The 15,000-nt window shown below is 41.3% G+C and carries 17 protein-coding genes and 1 tRNA gene; 15 read left to right on the top strand and 3 right to left on the bottom strand.

The genetic code is table 11. From position 1 onward, the window contains the following. Positions 1 to 135: 135 nt before the first annotated feature. Positions 136 to 1,137 carry a 3-oxoacyl-ACP synthase III family protein gene (locus C5O19_RS07235; RefSeq protein WP_104710929.1) on the top strand — a complete coding sequence of 334 codons (1,002 nt, stop codon included), beginning with the start codon at positions 136 to 138 and terminating at the stop codon, positions 1,135 to 1,137. 172 nt (positions 1,138 to 1,309) lie between these two features. Here C5O19_RS07235 and C5O19_RS07230 read toward each other — a convergent pair whose 3' ends face one another. Next, positions 1,310 to 1,666 (bottom strand): CoA-binding protein, encoded by a 357-nt coding sequence (locus C5O19_RS07230; RefSeq protein ID WP_104710927.1) that lies wholly within the window; start codon positions 1,664 to 1,666, stop codon positions 1,310 to 1,312. 27 nt (positions 1,667 to 1,693) lie between these two features. On the opposite strand from C5O19_RS07230, the gene C5O19_RS25960 reads away from it, so the two are divergent. Beyond that, complete coding sequence (locus C5O19_RS25960) at positions 1,694 to 1,864, top strand: hypothetical protein (RefSeq protein WP_165795958.1); 171 nt, start codon at positions 1,694 to 1,696, stop codon at positions 1,862 to 1,864. Between the two features lie 10 nt (positions 1,865 to 1,874). Beyond that, positions 1,875 to 2,453 carry an NUMOD4 domain-containing protein gene (locus C5O19_RS07225; RefSeq protein ID WP_104710925.1) on the top strand — a complete coding sequence of 193 codons (579 nt, stop codon included), beginning with the start codon at positions 1,875 to 1,877 and terminating at the stop codon, positions 2,451 to 2,453. A 179-nt stretch (positions 2,454 to 2,632) separates the two neighbouring features. On the opposite strand, the gene C5O19_RS07220 is transcribed toward C5O19_RS07225, so the two are convergent. Beyond that, the gene (locus C5O19_RS07220) at positions 2,633 to 2,929 is read right to left on the bottom strand and encodes a HesB/IscA family protein (RefSeq protein ID WP_104710923.1); all 297 of its coding nucleotides are present in this window, start codon (positions 2,927 to 2,929) and stop codon (positions 2,633 to 2,635) included. 146 nt (positions 2,930 to 3,075) lie between these two features. Here C5O19_RS07220 and C5O19_RS07215 point away from each other — a divergent pair, with 146 nt between their 5' ends. Next, positions 3,076 to 3,603 carry a DUF7935 family protein gene (locus C5O19_RS07215; RefSeq protein WP_104710921.1) on the top strand — a complete coding sequence of 176 codons (528 nt, stop codon included), beginning with the start codon at positions 3,076 to 3,078 and terminating at the stop codon, positions 3,601 to 3,603. A 114-nt stretch (positions 3,604 to 3,717) separates the two neighbouring features. Here C5O19_RS07215 and metF read toward each other — a convergent pair whose 3' ends face one another. Beyond that, on the bottom strand, positions 3,718 to 4,671 hold the full coding sequence (gene metF / locus C5O19_RS07210) for a methylenetetrahydrofolate reductase [NAD(P)H] (RefSeq protein WP_104710919.1): 954 nt from the start codon (positions 4,669 to 4,671) through the stop codon (positions 3,718 to 3,720). Between the two features lie 401 nt (positions 4,672 to 5,072). Here metF and hflX point away from each other — a divergent pair, with 401 nt between their 5' ends. The 11 genes from hflX to C5O19_RS07155 all read left to right on the top strand — a co-directional run bounded on the left by hflX (position 5,073) and on the right by C5O19_RS07155 (position 14,957). Next, positions 5,073 to 6,275: a GTPase HflX gene (gene hflX, locus C5O19_RS07205; RefSeq protein WP_104710917.1), complete on the top strand. Its 1,203-nt coding sequence runs from the start codon at positions 5,073 to 5,075 to the stop codon at positions 6,273 to 6,275. Between the two features lie 63 nt (positions 6,276 to 6,338). Beyond that, positions 6,339 to 6,410: transfer RNA gene (locus C5O19_RS07200), tRNA-Arg, on the top strand. 177 nt (positions 6,411 to 6,587) lie between these two features. Next, entirely contained in the window at positions 6,588 to 7,763 is a 1,176-nt protein-coding gene (locus C5O19_RS07195; RefSeq protein WP_104710915.1) for a site-specific integrase, read from the top strand. Between the two features lie 4 nt (positions 7,764 to 7,767). Beyond that, positions 7,768 to 8,496 (top strand): hypothetical protein, encoded by a 729-nt coding sequence (locus C5O19_RS07190; RefSeq protein ID WP_104710913.1) that lies wholly within the window; start codon positions 7,768 to 7,770, stop codon positions 8,494 to 8,496. Between the two features lie 61 nt (positions 8,497 to 8,557). Then, entirely contained in the window at positions 8,558 to 8,863 is a 306-nt protein-coding gene (locus C5O19_RS07185) for a MerR family transcriptional regulator (RefSeq protein ID WP_104710911.1), read from the top strand. Between the two features lie 149 nt (positions 8,864 to 9,012). Continuing rightward, positions 9,013 to 10,317, top strand: a complete 1,305-nt coding sequence (locus C5O19_RS07180; protein ID WP_104710909.1) for a site-specific integrase — start codon at positions 9,013 to 9,015, stop codon at positions 10,315 to 10,317. Then, positions 10,314 to 10,538 carry a hypothetical protein gene (locus C5O19_RS07175; RefSeq protein ID WP_104710906.1) on the top strand — a complete coding sequence of 75 codons (225 nt, stop codon included), beginning with the start codon at positions 10,314 to 10,316 and terminating at the stop codon, positions 10,536 to 10,538. Before C5O19_RS07180 ends, C5O19_RS07175 begins: the two co-directional genes overlap by 4 nt. A gap of 72 nt (positions 10,539 to 10,610) precedes the next feature. Continuing rightward, on the top strand, positions 10,611 to 11,741 hold the full coding sequence (locus tag C5O19_RS07170; RefSeq protein ID WP_104710904.1) for an AAA family ATPase: 1,131 nt from the start codon (positions 10,611 to 10,613) through the stop codon (positions 11,739 to 11,741). Between the two features lie 261 nt (positions 11,742 to 12,002). Next, positions 12,003 to 12,881 (top strand): toprim domain-containing protein, encoded by an 879-nt coding sequence (locus tag C5O19_RS07165; RefSeq protein WP_104710902.1) that lies wholly within the window; start codon positions 12,003 to 12,005, stop codon positions 12,879 to 12,881. 760 nt (positions 12,882 to 13,641) lie between these two features. Continuing rightward, the gene (locus C5O19_RS07160) at positions 13,642 to 14,706 is read left to right on the top strand and encodes an ATP-grasp domain-containing protein (protein WP_104710900.1); all 1,065 of its coding nucleotides are present in this window, start codon (positions 13,642 to 13,644) and stop codon (positions 14,704 to 14,706) included. Between the two features lie 11 nt (positions 14,707 to 14,717). Then, positions 14,718 to 14,957 (top strand): hypothetical protein, encoded by a 240-nt coding sequence (locus C5O19_RS07155; protein WP_104710897.1) that lies wholly within the window; start codon positions 14,718 to 14,720, stop codon positions 14,955 to 14,957. The last annotated feature ends 43 nt before the right edge of the window (positions 14,958 to 15,000 follow it).

Raw genomic sequence — 15,000 nt, 5'->3', positions numbered from 1 at the left:
TTTTCTGAAGGAACATGGCGGTAGAGTTCAAACGCAATGTTTGGGCTTTTGCCTTTCTTTGACTTAAGCTCTGTACTGAAAATTAATTATATTTCTCTTCAATAAAATCCTAATTTACGGCTTTACTCTTTTTGTATGCCTTACGCTCAGATTACCGGATTAGGCTTTTACGTGCCCGAAAACATTGTTACCAACCAGGATCTGGAGCAACGTTTTGAAACCTCCGATGCCTGGATTGTGGAACGTACGGGTATTCGTCAACGCCGCTACTTTACCCCTGGCAAAGATACCAATGCCAGTATGGCTGCCCAGGCCGCCCGTCAGGCTTTGGAGCGTGCCGCCGTGGTTGCAACGGACGTAGACTTTATTATTTACGCAACGATTACTCCCGATTACTATTTTCCGGGACCGGGTTTTGCCATGCAACGCGAGTTAGGAATGACGGGCGTAGGGGTACTCGACATCCGGGACCAGTGTTCGGGTTTTGTGTACGCCCTGTCCGTAGCCGATCAGTACATTCGCTCGGGCATGTACCGAACCATTCTGATTGTAGGGTCTGAAATTCAGTCTTCTTTCCTGAATCCCACTACCGAAGGCCGGAGTGTAGCCGTCATTTTTGGTGATGGTGCCGGTGCTGCTGTCGTCCAGGCCACAGAAGATGCCGAACACCGAATTCTTTCTACGCATCTCCACGCCGATGGTACCTTTGCCGAAGAGTTAATGGTCAAAGGTCCGGGGAGCAGTAGAGAAGGTCGATGGTACGATTCGGCGATGGAAAATCCGTCCGAAATGGAAGTGTATATGCAGGGCAACACGGTATTCAAGCATGCGGTGGTACGCTTTCCTGAAGTAATCCTCGAAAGTCTGAAAGCCAATCATTTACAACCCGATAACATCGATTTGCTGGTGCCCCATCAGGCCAACTTACGTATCTCCGAGTACGTTCGTCAGCATCTGGGTTTGGCCGAAGATCGCGTCTACAACAACATCCAAAAATACGGCAATACGACCGCAGCATCCATCCCCATTGCCCTAACCGAAGCCTGGGAATCCGGACGCGTTCAATCAGGGCAGCTGATCTGTTTAGCCGCCTTTGGTAGTGGCTTTACGTGGGGTGCCGCCCTGATTCGCTGGTGAGTATAAACCTTCGGGTAGGTAGAGTAGTTTAAAGCTTTAATATGCCTACCTTCTTTTTATAAATTAAGCAAAGTTTTAAAAAAGTCACCCCCTAAATTTTACCGTACCATCTTTTTTTATATATTTATTTTAAATTTTTACCCCGAAACTTTTCTATCAAACTTTCCAATGATCAATACTGACCCGTACCCAACATTACGAGCGTACAGGCTTCTAGTGCCTGTACGCCCCGCTCCTCCGCCATCGCTTCGAATTCGGGATTTTCTGTACCTGGGTTGAAAATAATTCGCTTAGGCTTAAGGCTGAGCATGTATTCGTACAGTTCAGGCTGCCGGGTAGGATTAATGTACAACGTGATGGTGTCGATTCCTTCCAGCTCGGGTTTCCCGTGCAGAATAGGGTATCCAGCTACCTCACCGTTCTCTTTACCCAGTAAGACAATCTCGTGTCCGTAGCTCAGTAATCGGTTGGCTGCCAGATACGCATACCTTCCGGGATGAGTCGATGCTCCTACAATTAAAGTTTTCATTAAATTTTAATTTTATTAACATTTGGTATGAAAGAAAAATCCGATATTTTTTCTATATTCGGCTTTGGTTTTGCAGAGATGAATAAAAAAAGTTTACCATCTACTCTGTCTTACGATCTTCTTTCATCGCCGCCCGCCCAAAACCAATATCAAGCCTTAAGTCGAGTTAACCCGTCAACCGTACTTGCCGGAAGTTAATTAATTAACCATGAGCGAGAAGAAATCTAGTAGTTTTTGGAATGAAAAGTGGATTGAAATTCCTTTTGAAGGTATTGAGAATCCCCCCCGTTACGAAGTATCGAATTATGGAAGGCTTCGTAGCTTTCAGAATGACCCTGAAGGTGATATTATCAAGGGGTCTATCATTCAGGGGTACCGCTCCCTGAATATCCGTATACGAGGCGGTAAGGTGATAAACCGTTACCTGCATCGGTTGGTTGCTGATTTTTTTGTGAATCGTCCTTCTGCTGATCACAAATTTATCATCCACCAGGATCACGACAAATTAAATAATCACTGGGAAAATTTGAAATGGGTGACACGGGACGAAATGACCGAACACCACCGCACCAATCCCCAGGAGAAACCTCGCCCCAAACGAACTAAAAATTACAAGCTGACTGAGAGTAAAGTAATCATGATCAAGAAGATGCTGAAAAGCGACAAAAATCGTCTGAAAATGATTGCTAAACAGTTCGGCATCACGCACACCCAACTCAACCGGATTCGTTCGGGTGAGAACTGGGGCCACGTAAAAGTGGAAGACGAAGTAGAAGGAGTCAAATAGCCTTGTACTTTTTTCTAGTTTAAAGCCCGGCCAAATTACTGACCGGGCTTTAGGTGTTTATACTTAAATCGGCAGCTTACCTGCTTTACTAATACTGAAATACGATATTTGATGGGAATCGTAACGCCTACTCACTTCCTCATCCTTCCTTGCAAGAACCCGCTCAAAAACTCCTCACACTAGGCTTTGGGTTGAAAGACGAATCCCTCTCCCTGGGCGTCAAAATCAATCGTTAGTCCGATTACGTACATGAGATGCCGCCGATCGACGTACACGGGAATATTGGCTACTGTAAACTGATCGTCGTGATCCGTTCTCGTATCAAACCCCAGCAGAAACGAAGCTCCGCAGGCAGCCCCCTTCAGGCCTACCCGAAGCCCATAAAATTCAGGTAGTTTTTTATCTTCAATAATGGCCCGTATCTGCTCCTGTGCCGACTGTGTAAATGAAATGGGAACAATTTCCTGCGTGATCATTGGCTAAAAATGCGGTGATTCGCCGCTCAATTATCTACTTTTGAACGTTAATATACGTGCTCTTTCGGCTCTTTATGTTCCGAAAGCTCGGTAAAGTATCCTCGTAACCCTAAAATTTGTACTTTAATTCACTACGTTCTTTTTCTATGCAAACGCTTTTTAGTGATCTGATTAAAGTAGTCTTACCCGCTGCCCTGGTTTTATACGCGTTTTATTTATCAATAAAAGCTTTCCTGAACAAACAGCTGATTGAACAACAACAGGATGCTAAACTGGAGTCGCTGAAAGTGGTACTGCCGTTGCGGCTGCAAGCGTACGAGCGACTTTGCCTATTTCTGGAACGGATTAGCCCCAGCAACTTACTCATTCGAAATGCGGGTCAGGCCTTTAGCTCCCTGGATCTGCAACAGCTACTGGTCGCCGAAATACGCCAGGAGTTCCAGCATAATGCCGCTCAGCAACTGTACATCCGCCCGGAAAGTTGGGAACGCATTCGACTGACGACGCAGGAACTTACTGCACTCGTCAACCGGGCCGCTTCCGAAATAGCCCCGGATGCCCCGGCCCTTGATTTGGCTCGTAAGATCAGTGAACTCTCCAATGGTCGTCCGACCGAAGTCTGGCAGGAAACCCTGGCTCTGATCAAAACGGAAGCACAAAGCATCTGGTCCTAGTCTACTCCTTACCAAAAGCAGCGTATCTATGTCCTTTACAGGCCAGATACGCTGCTTTATTTTTATCCGAATGCTCCTCAACCGACCAGTACACGTATCGTCGTATTTGGTCGTCTAAAACACCGCCCGGGCGATTCGCTGTACGGAGTCCGATTTACCCATGGTATAAAAGTGCAGGACGGGCACGCCGAAGTCCAGCAATTCCTTGCACTGCTGAATACCGAACTCAATCCCTACTTCGCGTACTTCCTTGTCCGACTTACAGGCTTCTACGGCGTGTACCAGTTCTTCCGGGAAATCCAGGTGGAAAATGCGGGGCAGTACCGTCAGTTGCTTCTTGGTTGAAATAGGTTTCAGGCCCGGAATGATGGGTACCGTAATACCCTCTTCCCGGCAACGCTTCACGAAATCGAAGTATTTCTGGTTATCGAAAAACATCTGTGTTACGATATACTCCGCTCCCAATTCCACCTTTTTCTTCAGGTACCGCAGGTCATTACTATGATTCGGAGCTTCGAAGTGCTTTTCCGGATACCCCGCCACACCGATGCAGAAGTTTGTCGGCTGAGCCTCCGTTTCTTCGTGCAGCAGGCGTCCGTGGTTCATGTCCACTACCTGCTCCACCAGTTCCGTCGCGTAGGCGTGGCCGCCTTCTTTCGGCTTGAATACGCCCGCTGACTTCTCTGGGTCGCCGCGTAGGACGAGTACGTTGTTGATACCCAGGTAATGCAGATCGTAGAGGAAATCTTCGGTCTCGTCTTTCGTAAAGCCACCGCAGATGACGTGAGGCACGGCGTCTACCTTAAACCGCTCCATGAGCTTGGCACATACGCCCACCGTGCCGGGCCGCCGCCGGACGGGTACTTTCTGAATGAGTCCGCTGGGATGGCGTTTTTCGATGAGTTCTTCCCGGTGATAGGTAACGTCCACAAAGGGTGGCTTAAATTCCATCAGGGGTTCAATCGTATCAAACAATTCAGTAACACTCTGGCCTTTAAGAGGGGGAATGATTTCAAGGGAAAAAAGAGCTTTTCCGTTCGCTTGCTGGATGTATTCGGTAACTTTCATGTAAAAGCAATGATCAGTCGGGCAAAGTACGTAAAAAGATTAGGCTTTAACAGGCATCCGTTCGCATTTCTCAGGACCAAGAACCGGCATCATACACCAATCACTGGTTCATTAGCTTATTTTCATTAATTTTGCCTGAGTATGAACTGAGTAATCGATTTCTTGTGTTACGCTACTGAACAACCTTATTTATCATTCTGTTCCATCGTGATTTTAGCTGCAACGTATCATCTTTTTGTCGTCTAGGGACGCCCTCTTCCCTGGTCCTATTTCTTTCTTTTTATCATTCCGTAGAAAGCTGGCTTAGCCTCACTTACGCAGTGAGTGCGGAGTAAGAAGGTACACCTTTTTATTCTCCCTACGCTAGTCCCCACTTTCTACACTAAGACCCAAGTATAGTTTTGTTTAGCACTGAAAAAGACATAGAAACGGCGGTATTGATCGCCCTGGTTACGCCTAAACAAACCGAAGAACAGACCCGTGAATATCTGGCTGAGCTGGAATTCCTGGCTGAAACGGCAGGCGTAAAAACGGTTAAAACGTTTGTCCAACGCCTCGAACGCCCCGACCTGAATTTGTTTTTAGGTAAAGGCCGCTTTGAGGACGTGATGGCTTACGTCATTGACCAGGGTATTGATCTGATTATTTGTGATGATGATCTGACGGGCCGCCAGATCCGTAACATGGAAACGGCTTTCCAGCAACGGAATAAGGAAGTCAAGATCATCGACCGGAGTTTACTGATTCTGAACATTTTTGCCATGCGTGCCCAGTCCGTTCAGGCCCGTACGCAGGTAGAGCTGGCTCAGCAACAGTACGTACTCCCCCGACTAACCCGGATGTGGACCCACTTATCGCGGCAACGCGGGGGTGTGGGGATGCGTGGACCCGGGGAGAAAGAGCTGGAAACGGATAAGCGGATTGCTAACGACCGGATTGCCTTTCTGAAGGACAAACTGGCCCGTATCGACCGTCAGGCCGTCACCCAACGCAAGAACCGCGAGCAGATGGTACGCGTAGCCCTGGTAGGCTACACGAACGTCGGCAAATCGACGCTGATGCGGCGACTGGCCAAGGCTGAGGTGTTTGCTGAAAACAAACTCTTCGCCACGGTAGATTCGACGGTACGGAAAGTGACCATCGAAAACATTCCCTTTCTGCTGACGGACACGGTAGGGTTCATCCGTAAATTGCCCACTATGCTCATCGAGTCCTTTAAATCGACGCTGGATGAGGTACGGGAAGCGGATGTACTGCTGCACGTCGTGGACGTATCGCATCCGGGGCACGAAGAGCAGATTCAGGTGGTAAACCAGATTCTTGCCGAAATTGGAGCCGGTGATAAACCGATGATTTTGGTCTTCAACAAGATTGACCTGTATCAGCCCAGTCCGGAAATGGAATTCGAAGCTCAGGAGGGTAACTTCTCCCCGATCGATTTCCTGAAGAATACGTATCTGGATACGGAAAAGCCGAAAGCCATCTTTATCTCGGCGGAAAAGAAAGAGAACATTGACGAACTGCGTCAGGCTCTGCTGGATTTGGTGAAAGCCAAGCACTTCCAGATTTTCCCGAACTGGCTGGAAGAATCAAATTCTTACTAAAAAGACAAGGGTATTGGTTTTTGCGAAGATTCCTTAGATTTTTGCAGGAATCAATATCCTTTTGGCACCGTAGTTCAACGGATAGAATAGGCGTTTCCTAAACGCTAGATGCGGGTTCGATTCCCGCCGGAGCCACGTAAAACCTTCATAAACGTACATTGAAGGCACATTTTTGGGGAGTTGGATCAAAATAAGGCACTTTTTCGTAGCAGAATTTAGTATTTCATAGCAGACTTTTTGCTACCCGCAATGATACCAAGAGCCAACGAACTTTATTATATAGGTTTGATACGTCATTAAACGTTCGTACCCATGATAGTAAAGTATAATGTTCGATTTGATCGAAAAAAAGAAGTTCAAAGGAAAGGCAAAGCGTTGGTTCAGATAGAAGCTTATTTAGAAGGCAATCGCCGATATTTCAGCACAGGTATTTACCTATCAGCTAATGAGTGGAATGCTAAAAAGAACGAAGCAAAAGACCCGTATTTACAGAACCAGATACGTAACAAAATCAATGATCTAATTGATTTTGAAAGAAAGCGATCCTTTCTTAGCCGAATTTTTATTTTAGAAGACTTTGATCTATTAGTAAAAAAGAAAGATCAAAATTTAATTGAACAAGACAATATTCTTTCCTTTACTCAGTTTTATAGCGATCAGTTAAAAGCTAGAAGCAATAAGATTAAATATTCTACATATCGTAACCAGCATTTTTGTTTAGAGCTATTAAAGGAGTTTAAAGAAATAATCTTTTTTGAGGATTTAACATTTGCTTTTATTGACAGCTTTAGCCTTTTTTTAAGTCGAAAAAAATATAAAACCCATACAGTTAATAAGAGACTTAAACAACTACGGACATATATAAGGCTTGCAATTAAATATAAGCATTTACAAATCAATCCCTTTGAGGATTTTGAAATGCCTAAAGGTGTTTCAAATCGATCTTATCTAATTATCGAAGAATTGCAAGCTTTAGAAGCTTTAAGCTTCACAACTGAAGAAAAAAGATTTGAGCGAGTTAGAGATATGTTTTTATTCTCTGTATATGCAGGTGGAACTCGATTCAGTGACGTTTCTACTTTAACCTCAAATAATTTTATTGAAAGTACTGAAGGTTTAATTCTTCATTTAAAGGCACAAAAAACAAACAAGATCTTTGATTTGCCACTTCGATTACTATTTGAGGGTAAAGCCGAAAAGATTGCAATTAAATACTGGCCCAAAAATGACAGTCAACGTCTATTTAGATTATCTAACCCTTATGTAAATAAGGTATTAAAGATACTTGCTCAAAGGGCTGGCATAAAAAAACATTTAATTTTTCACACAGCTAGACATACAGCTGGGACAATCTTAGTAAACAAGATTGGAGTTTTACCCACAAAGAATATTCTTCAACATTCAAAAATTGACACAACGAACTTGTATCTACATCTTACCAATTCCGAGCGAAACAAAATTTTAAAAAACATAAAAAACTGGGATTAGTTTCATGAAAAAAACTAAAGTAAAAATAGAAAATCAAGATACCACTTTAGGAATTAAACACTATGTCAATACTAAATTAAAAGGAAGATTGAATGAAAATAATAATAGTATTTTTCCTCTTTATGTACAAATAACATATAATGGTGAAACTACACGTATAAAGAGCGAAACTGCGATTTACTATCAGGAGAATATGAGATTAGATAATCTAAAAGATTATAATCTTGACAAAATAGAATGGGAAACTAAAAAAATAACTTATTTTTTTGAAAATATTGTACCAGAAAAGTATAATGGAAGACTTTTAGCTGGCATTATGGCTTATTATAACTCTTCATTCGGGAGGCCATTGAGTGTTTACATTGAAAGTTTATTGAGATCACAAATATTAGTAGAAGCTAATGTTTCACTTGATGAATATGAATTTATTAATAAGTGTATAAATATTAACGCTTTGAGCATGGCTGAATATTATTCTGAATTTGAGCCTGAAGTAGCAAAGTTTAAAGAGAGTATAAAATCTAAATTATGGCATTTTGAAATGTTTTATCGTCCTTTAGTTCTTCACAATGACAAAAATTTTTTTATGATAGATAGGCCATATGAATACTCTTACTACGATTTCCTTACGGGTGAGTTTCAAAAAGCTTTCTTAGATTTTTATAAAAATAGTTCAACTGCCATTGCTATTTTAGAGGATCTTGGAAAAGTAGCCAACAGAGGTCCATTTTAGAAATGTTTTTTTTTATTACTATTTTCCTTATGTTTGTTGTGTAGAAACTAACAAACTCTATATGGCAACGCCTAAAAATCTACCTAAAGGACTGATTATCAGTAGTGAAGCCCAGTATTTACTTCACACTATGAATCAGAAGTTCGAAGAGCTTAAAGTTCTCATTCGTCAAGAGGCTCCTATTCCTGCTCGAGACTATTACACAGCTACTGAAGTCTGTAAAAAGCTCTCTATCTCCCGCTCTAAGTTTGAGCAGATGAAAAGAGATGGTGTGTTCAACACTGTTAAACCCAGCGGTACTGGTAAAGTACTAGTACCTGCTGAAGAGCTCTCCAAATTATTCCCAAATACATTTAACGCTCAATAAAAGCAGCCATCTAGCCTAACGCTAATGGCTTTTTGCTTTTATAACCCTAAGCACCATATATCAATGGTGTTCGTGATTACTATTTGTCAAAAAAAGCCCTAGCACTATCACCAGTAGTACCAGGGCCTTGTTAAATCAAAATCAAACCAATGATTAACAGAACAAATTTAGCTAAGTCAGAGCGTCGAATTCTCAGAAACAGAGAAAAAATCAAATCCTGTAAAATAGGCTTTTTTATTAATGCCTCTAAGAAAGGAGCACATTGCGGCACTGTTTATATGAGAGTGACGATTGGCAAAAACCGAGGCGAACTAAGTACAGGCATATTCGTAGATGACAGAACCAATTGGAATCCCCAAACAGCCACTATAGAAGGTAACCAGCCACATACCTTATTTCTTAATCAATTAAAATCAGAGGTAGAAGTAATTTTTACTGAGAGGTTTGTGACTCAGCGAAGCTTAGAACCTCGAGTAATACTCCAAATATTGGCAGGATTGAGAGGTCATGATGTAACACTGCCTACTGTTTTACAGGGCATTGACAAAATGATTGATCAAACTAACCAAAGGGTAGGTACTGAAATTGGTAAAGCTACGCTGAAAGCTTACAAAACGTATAAGGAGCGAATTACAGAGTTTTTTGATTATGCTAATTACGGCCATTATATGAGTTATGAGCAAATAAAGCCTGCACTTGCCTCAGAGTTAATGATTTATCTGAAGAATAAACGGAGGTATTCTCAGAATTACTCAATCAAAGTCTTTCAGTTTTTAAGATCTTCCATAAACTTTGCTGTTGCTTATGAATGGATAGATCGTAACCCGCTTGCCCAGGTAAGATTGAAGAAGGAGTATAAGGCTATCCAGGCACTTAACGAGAAACAAATTCAATCCTGCATTGATGCTACATTCGTTTCTACAGCCCTTCAGAAAGTTAGAGACATCTTTATATTTCAGTGCTTCACCGGCCTTGCGTATACAGATGTCCGGGAGCTAAAAACTTCTCAGATATTCCAAACTGAAAAAGGTGAGTACTATATAGAGAAACCCCGAAAAAAAACGAATGTTGTTCAGTTTATACCCTTACTCGAACCTGCTCTAGCTATCCTTGCTAATTACGAGAAAGACAATTGCCGAAAACACGGCTTGTTGTTACCTGTACCCTCTAATGCTAAGATGAATCAATACTTGAAAGACATTCAAGATATTCTAGGTATCAGAGAGCGACTGCACACACATTTGGCCCGTAAAACTTGTACTACCTTATTCATCATAAATGGGGTACCTCAAGCTACTACTTGTCAAGTGATGGGATTCTCTTTGCAAATGATGGAAAAGCATTACTTGAGCATCAGAAAGGATATTATAATCAATGACGTAAATAATGCTTTCAAGGGTAAGTTTGAAGTATACCGTAATGATCAAAACTCCTCAAACCAAGAAGCCGTATGAACTCAGAAGAGCGATTAATATACCTGCAAAAGCAAATAGATCTTTTTAAAAGAGAAAACAATCGACTAAGAAGAAAAAACATCAAACTTGTTAGCTCAATTGAATGGCAGAATTCAGAGAATGAATGGTTATGGAGAACGGTTCATTTACAGCAAAGCGAAATTTTTAAGCACATCAATATGATTCAACTACTTAAAGATTTAGCCTTCCCGAATAATTAAAAAGAAGCCCGGCAATTTTTAGATTGCCGGGCTTTACCTGTTTTGCTTGTGTTTTAATACCCTGACAAAAATATGAATAAAAATATTAATTCCAATAAAGCTTTTGATGTAAAAACTTTCATCGAAGCTAGCCAGATAACAGATAGAACTTATATTCCACCGATAGAACCCGTCATCAACATTGGCAATGCTACGTTTGCCTACAAAGGCGACGTTTCTTTTATTTCAGGGCCTCCTAAAGCTGGAAAATCAAGCATATCTGCATTAATGTTAGCCACTGCATTGTCCAATAGTTTACCTGCTAATACAGATTCTTTGCAAATCCGTTCCACTTATTCAAATGGTGCGTATGTAATTTATATTGATACGGAACAACCTCCTGCATTTACGAAACGTCAACTAGAAACAGTAAAAGGTTTAATTGGCATTAAAGACCAACCTTCGAACTTTCTTGTATTCAATCTAAGGCAATACAATTATGACCAAAGAAAGCAAATTGTATTTGCTCTATTTGACAAATATCCTGATGCACATCTATGGATTATTGATGGTATAACAGATTTGGTTAAAGGAGTAAATGAAGAAGCAGAAGCAAATCAATTAATTGGTGACTTGATGGCAATGACCAGTAGAAATAATACTTGCATTGTAGGCATGATTCACGAAAACAGAGGGGCTACTGGCAATCTACGTGGGCATATTGGAGCAGAAGCTGAACGCAAGTCTGGCGGGGTCATATCAATTGGCAAAGACCGCGAGAAGAAAGTACACTGGATTGAGCCGAAGTATATCAGAGGCAGTGCTGATTTTGACAGGATCTATTTTCGCTGGGACAAATCAGCTAATCGCTTTGCTCAGTGCGATGAGAACGAAGTAGCTTATATGAAAGTGCTAGAAGACCGTACAGCTCGCAAGGAAGATGATCTTAAAACTTTGGCTACTGCATGCCTTCAAAAGCCCTGCTTAAAGAAGGTGCTTTTAGAGTTGATTCAGATGCACGCTCCCAGGAAGACAAGTGAATTAGTTCACATTAAAACAGCACGCCGTTACCACGATAAAATGCTAGATCTAGGATACGCTATTGTAGACCCTGATGGCTTATATCATCTAGCTGAGAGCTATGAAATCCCTACCCTCGTACCTCAAGTTAAAACTGGACAACTTTTTGGACAAATACATGAGACAGTCCGCACACATATATAGGGACAAAGGGACAATTATATATATAGCTGTCCCTGTCCCTGTCCGTCCCTGATTTTCAATTGCATTTAACCATGATTTTGGCCGCTAAAAGAAAAGTAAATTCAAAATATTTGGCAAAAACTATCACTATAAGCTCATTTTCCAAATATTATTTGGCCTGTTTGGGACAGGGACAGACAAGGACAGTATAGGCCTACCTGTCTGTCCCTGTCCCTGTTCTTCCAAATATTCTTTGGTTTGACCGCTTATAAAATTTATAAAATGACAGCCTCTCATTTGCTAGAAAATGCACGCTCCTATCCCATCTATAACTATCTGCAAACGATGGGTTACTTGCCTGTAAAAAAAAGTGCAGGACAATTGCTTTATTCAAGCCCTCTAAGAGCAGAGAGCAGCCCTTCGTTTTTTGTTCACCCTGGGAAAAACGTTTTCAATGACTTCGGTTGTGATGAGCACAAAGGAGATGTTATCAGGCTTTGTCAGATGCTTGAAAACCTTACATTCTCTCAGGCCGTTGAAAGGCTTAATCAACTGCAACCCATGCATGCCGGCATTTCCTTTTCTTTTAGCGGCCAATCTTATGCGAATGATTATGAAAGCAAATTTGAAATAATTGCCGTTAAGCAATTGTCACATGCTTCATTAGTCCAGTACGTAGAATCCCGTGGTATACCTCTGGCAATTGCCGGACAATTTCTGCAGGAAGTACATTACGTGTCAGCCGGCAGAAAATATTTTGCAGCCGGATTTAAGAATGATCTGGGAGGTTATGCCTTACGTAACGGAGCCGGCTTTAAAGGACAAACCCGGCCGGCTGGCATCACAACCCTACCAGGTAAGCGAAATGAACAGATCTATTTATTCGAAGGCTTCTTTGACTTTCTCTCAGCCCTTACTTTTTTCTCTACTCTAGAACCAAAGTTTACAACCTGTATACTCAACTCCACGGCTCAATTGTCAAAAGCTATAGACCTAATGAAGCAATCCGGCATACAGCAGGTCCATGCCTTTTTAGATCGGGACGCAGCTGGCTTCAAGGCCGTCGATCAATTAGCCAGATCTGGCTTTCATGTCACGGATCGATCTGATTTGTATCGAGGCTCCAAAGACTTCAATGAGTACCTGATTTCACATCGATGATTTATCAATGAATCCTTAATTTTTAATAATTGTCAGGCGATTCCTACGAAAAGAGGCTCATATGAGTCTCTTATTTCCGTTTATGAGAGTGCTTTTTAACTTTTATTCAATGAATTTTTTATCAAATACCTGTAAATCAGTCATTTAAATAAATTTATTTTTTTATTCAGTAATGCAAAAGACAGAAAAGTGCACAGCGTGACCTGTTTTGGCAAAACAATTGCCGTCGAAGCCTCTATGAAATATGATCTTATCTCCTCATGGGTACTATAGCGACCTTGCCAACTATATATGAAGCGATCTGTAATTGACTCTAGAAGTCTAGATTAAGGCTTATCTGCAATAAGACTTAATAGTAGCAATTCGCTGGCAATTCTCAATTATTAGTCAATTACATCACTGCTTTTCCGTGTCGTAAGCACGAATTGCCAGCAAAATGACTGGCAATTATTGAAAATTGGACACTTTTTCAAAGTTCTAAATCGTAAATATCTATTATCCAGACACTTACGATTTTTTATTTTTATTATGCTATTCTATGTGTCGTTTGACTGCAGGCTCGCACTGATTTGATAAAGCAATTGCCGCTGGGTGACCTCGAAATATGATGTCCTTTACTAACCCCTTGACTATATACGTAAAAATAAATTTATAAAATTTCACATTTATTTGACAAAAATGTTGTATTGCTGGCTTTGTCGCATTTTCCTATGATTTCTTAATGCATATTTGCAGTGTTATACACAACCCACATTGAAAAATGAATATCTTACTTCTTGCCTCAGGCAATCCATCCCCTAGTTTAATTAAAGCCCTTGAAGCAGCTGGGCATACCTGGGAGCATTATCGTCCTCACGAACTGTATTTGTACGTATCAGAGTCAGAAAGTGGTTATGATCGAATCTACAGTGCATCTCCGGACCTAACCGAACCTAAGCGACTAAAGATGAAAGACTTTGATGCGGTCATTAGCCGCATTGGCCGGGGTTTAGAGTTCGGAGCGGCAATTCTTCAGCACCTAACAGAAAATCTTAACCTGTATTGTGCTCAGACAGCCGATGGCTTACTAACGGCACAAAACAAAATGAAGACTACTCAGCGATTAAGTGCTAAGGGTCTACGTGTTCCTCGTACGGTATTTGCAAAAAATCCTATTCATGCTGATTTTCTCATAAATAAAATTGGGGGATTGCCAGCAATTGCCAAATTATTATCTGGAAGTCAGGGAACTGGCGTAATGATCTTAAATGATGCAGTACAAACTAATACTTCACTAGAATCCTTCTATAAAGAAGAAATCGACCTACTATTACAAGGGTATATCGAAGCAAATGCTACTGACATCCGGGCTATAGTTGTAGGAGACGAAGTTGTCGTAGCGATGGAAAGATCTGGTAAGAAAGATTTCCGAGCTAATATTAGTCAAGGCGGTAGCGGCCGGAAAGTTGAACTTTCCGAAAGTGACAAGCAAATCTGTATCCAAGCAGCTAAAGCGTGTCGATTAGAGTTTGCTGGCGTTGATATTATGAAAGATGCCAACGGTACAAGTTATGTAATCGAAGTGAATGGCAATCCAGGTGAAAAAATTATTCAAATTACTGGCGTTAACTTCTTTGAAAGCTTAGTTTCTCACATTGGTAAACAAAAAGGTTTGACCAAGAAAAAAGACACAGCTAATGCCGAATCTGTTCCGGCTCAATCCGCTACTGTTGAAGTAACAGGTAAAATGGAAGGAGAAGAAGAATTCATGGACACTTATGGATGGGGCTTTTTTGAGCCTATCCTGTCAAAATTTGGAGTAAGTCTTCCTACTAACAAAAGTTAAATTATTTCTCTATGAGCTTTTACGATTGTCCTATAAAAGTAAACAAGCTTTACACTGGGAATGGAATGCGGTCAGCCAATGCCTTTGATTCTGATGATGAAATGTTTCGGTTTCAAAGAATTTGTGAACAGGGTGCAACCGAAAGGCTGGCTTTGAAAAGGCCAGAAGATGAAGGTAAAACCTATAATGATTTAGTTAGTGATGTATGGTCTGAACGATTTATGTATCGTAAAGACTGGCTAACGAAGTAAACGAATAATTAATAGGGTGTAAATAGTAAGATTGTTTACACCC

The sequence above is a fragment of the Siphonobacter curvatus genome, from assembly GCF_002943425.1.
GTDB classification, from domain to species: domain Bacteria; phylum Bacteroidota; class Bacteroidia; order Cytophagales; family Spirosomataceae; genus Siphonobacter; species Siphonobacter curvatus.
The sequence above is the reverse complement of the archived record's forward strand: the minus strand, read 5'-3'. Positions and strand labels throughout refer to the sequence as shown.

Coding starts and splice junctions, on each gene's coding strand:
- C5O19_RS07235 (WP_104710929.1), top strand. CDS start 136: ATGCCTTACGCTCAGATTACCGGATTAGGCTTTTACGTGCCCGAAAAC.
- C5O19_RS07230 (WP_104710927.1), bottom strand. CDS start 1,666: ATGAAAACTTTAATTGTAGGAGCATCGACTCATCCCGGAAGGTATGCG.
- C5O19_RS25960 (WP_165795958.1), top strand. CDS start 1,694: ATGAAAGAAAAATCCGATATTTTTTCTATATTCGGCTTTGGTTTTGCA.
- C5O19_RS07225 (WP_104710925.1), top strand. CDS start 1,875: ATGAGCGAGAAGAAATCTAGTAGTTTTTGGAATGAAAAGTGGATTGAA.
- C5O19_RS07220 (WP_104710923.1), bottom strand. CDS start 2,929: ATGATCACGCAGGAAATTGTTCCCATTTCATTTACACAGTCGGCACAG.
- C5O19_RS07215 (WP_104710921.1), top strand. CDS start 3,076: ATGCAAACGCTTTTTAGTGATCTGATTAAAGTAGTCTTACCCGCTGCC.
- metF (WP_104710919.1), bottom strand. CDS start 4,671: ATGAAAGTTACCGAATACATCCAGCAAGCGAACGGAAAAGCTCTTTTT.
- C5O19_RS07195 (WP_104710915.1), top strand. CDS start 6,588: ATGATAGTAAAGTATAATGTTCGATTTGATCGAAAAAAAGAAGTTCAA.
- C5O19_RS07190 (WP_104710913.1), top strand. CDS start 7,768: ATGAAAAAAACTAAAGTAAAAATAGAAAATCAAGATACCACTTTAGGA.
- C5O19_RS07185 (WP_104710911.1), top strand. CDS start 8,558: ATGGCAACGCCTAAAAATCTACCTAAAGGACTGATTATCAGTAGTGAA.
- C5O19_RS07180 (WP_104710909.1), top strand. CDS start 9,013: ATGATTAACAGAACAAATTTAGCTAAGTCAGAGCGTCGAATTCTCAGA.
- C5O19_RS07175 (WP_104710906.1), top strand. CDS start 10,314: ATGAACTCAGAAGAGCGATTAATATACCTGCAAAAGCAAATAGATCTT.
- C5O19_RS07170 (WP_104710904.1), top strand. CDS start 10,611: ATGAATAAAAATATTAATTCCAATAAAGCTTTTGATGTAAAAACTTTC.
- C5O19_RS07165 (WP_104710902.1), top strand. CDS start 12,003: ATGACAGCCTCTCATTTGCTAGAAAATGCACGCTCCTATCCCATCTAT.
- C5O19_RS07160 (WP_104710900.1), top strand. CDS start 13,642: ATGAATATCTTACTTCTTGCCTCAGGCAATCCATCCCCTAGTTTAATT.
- C5O19_RS07155 (WP_104710897.1), top strand. CDS start 14,718: ATGAGCTTTTACGATTGTCCTATAAAAGTAAACAAGCTTTACACTGGG.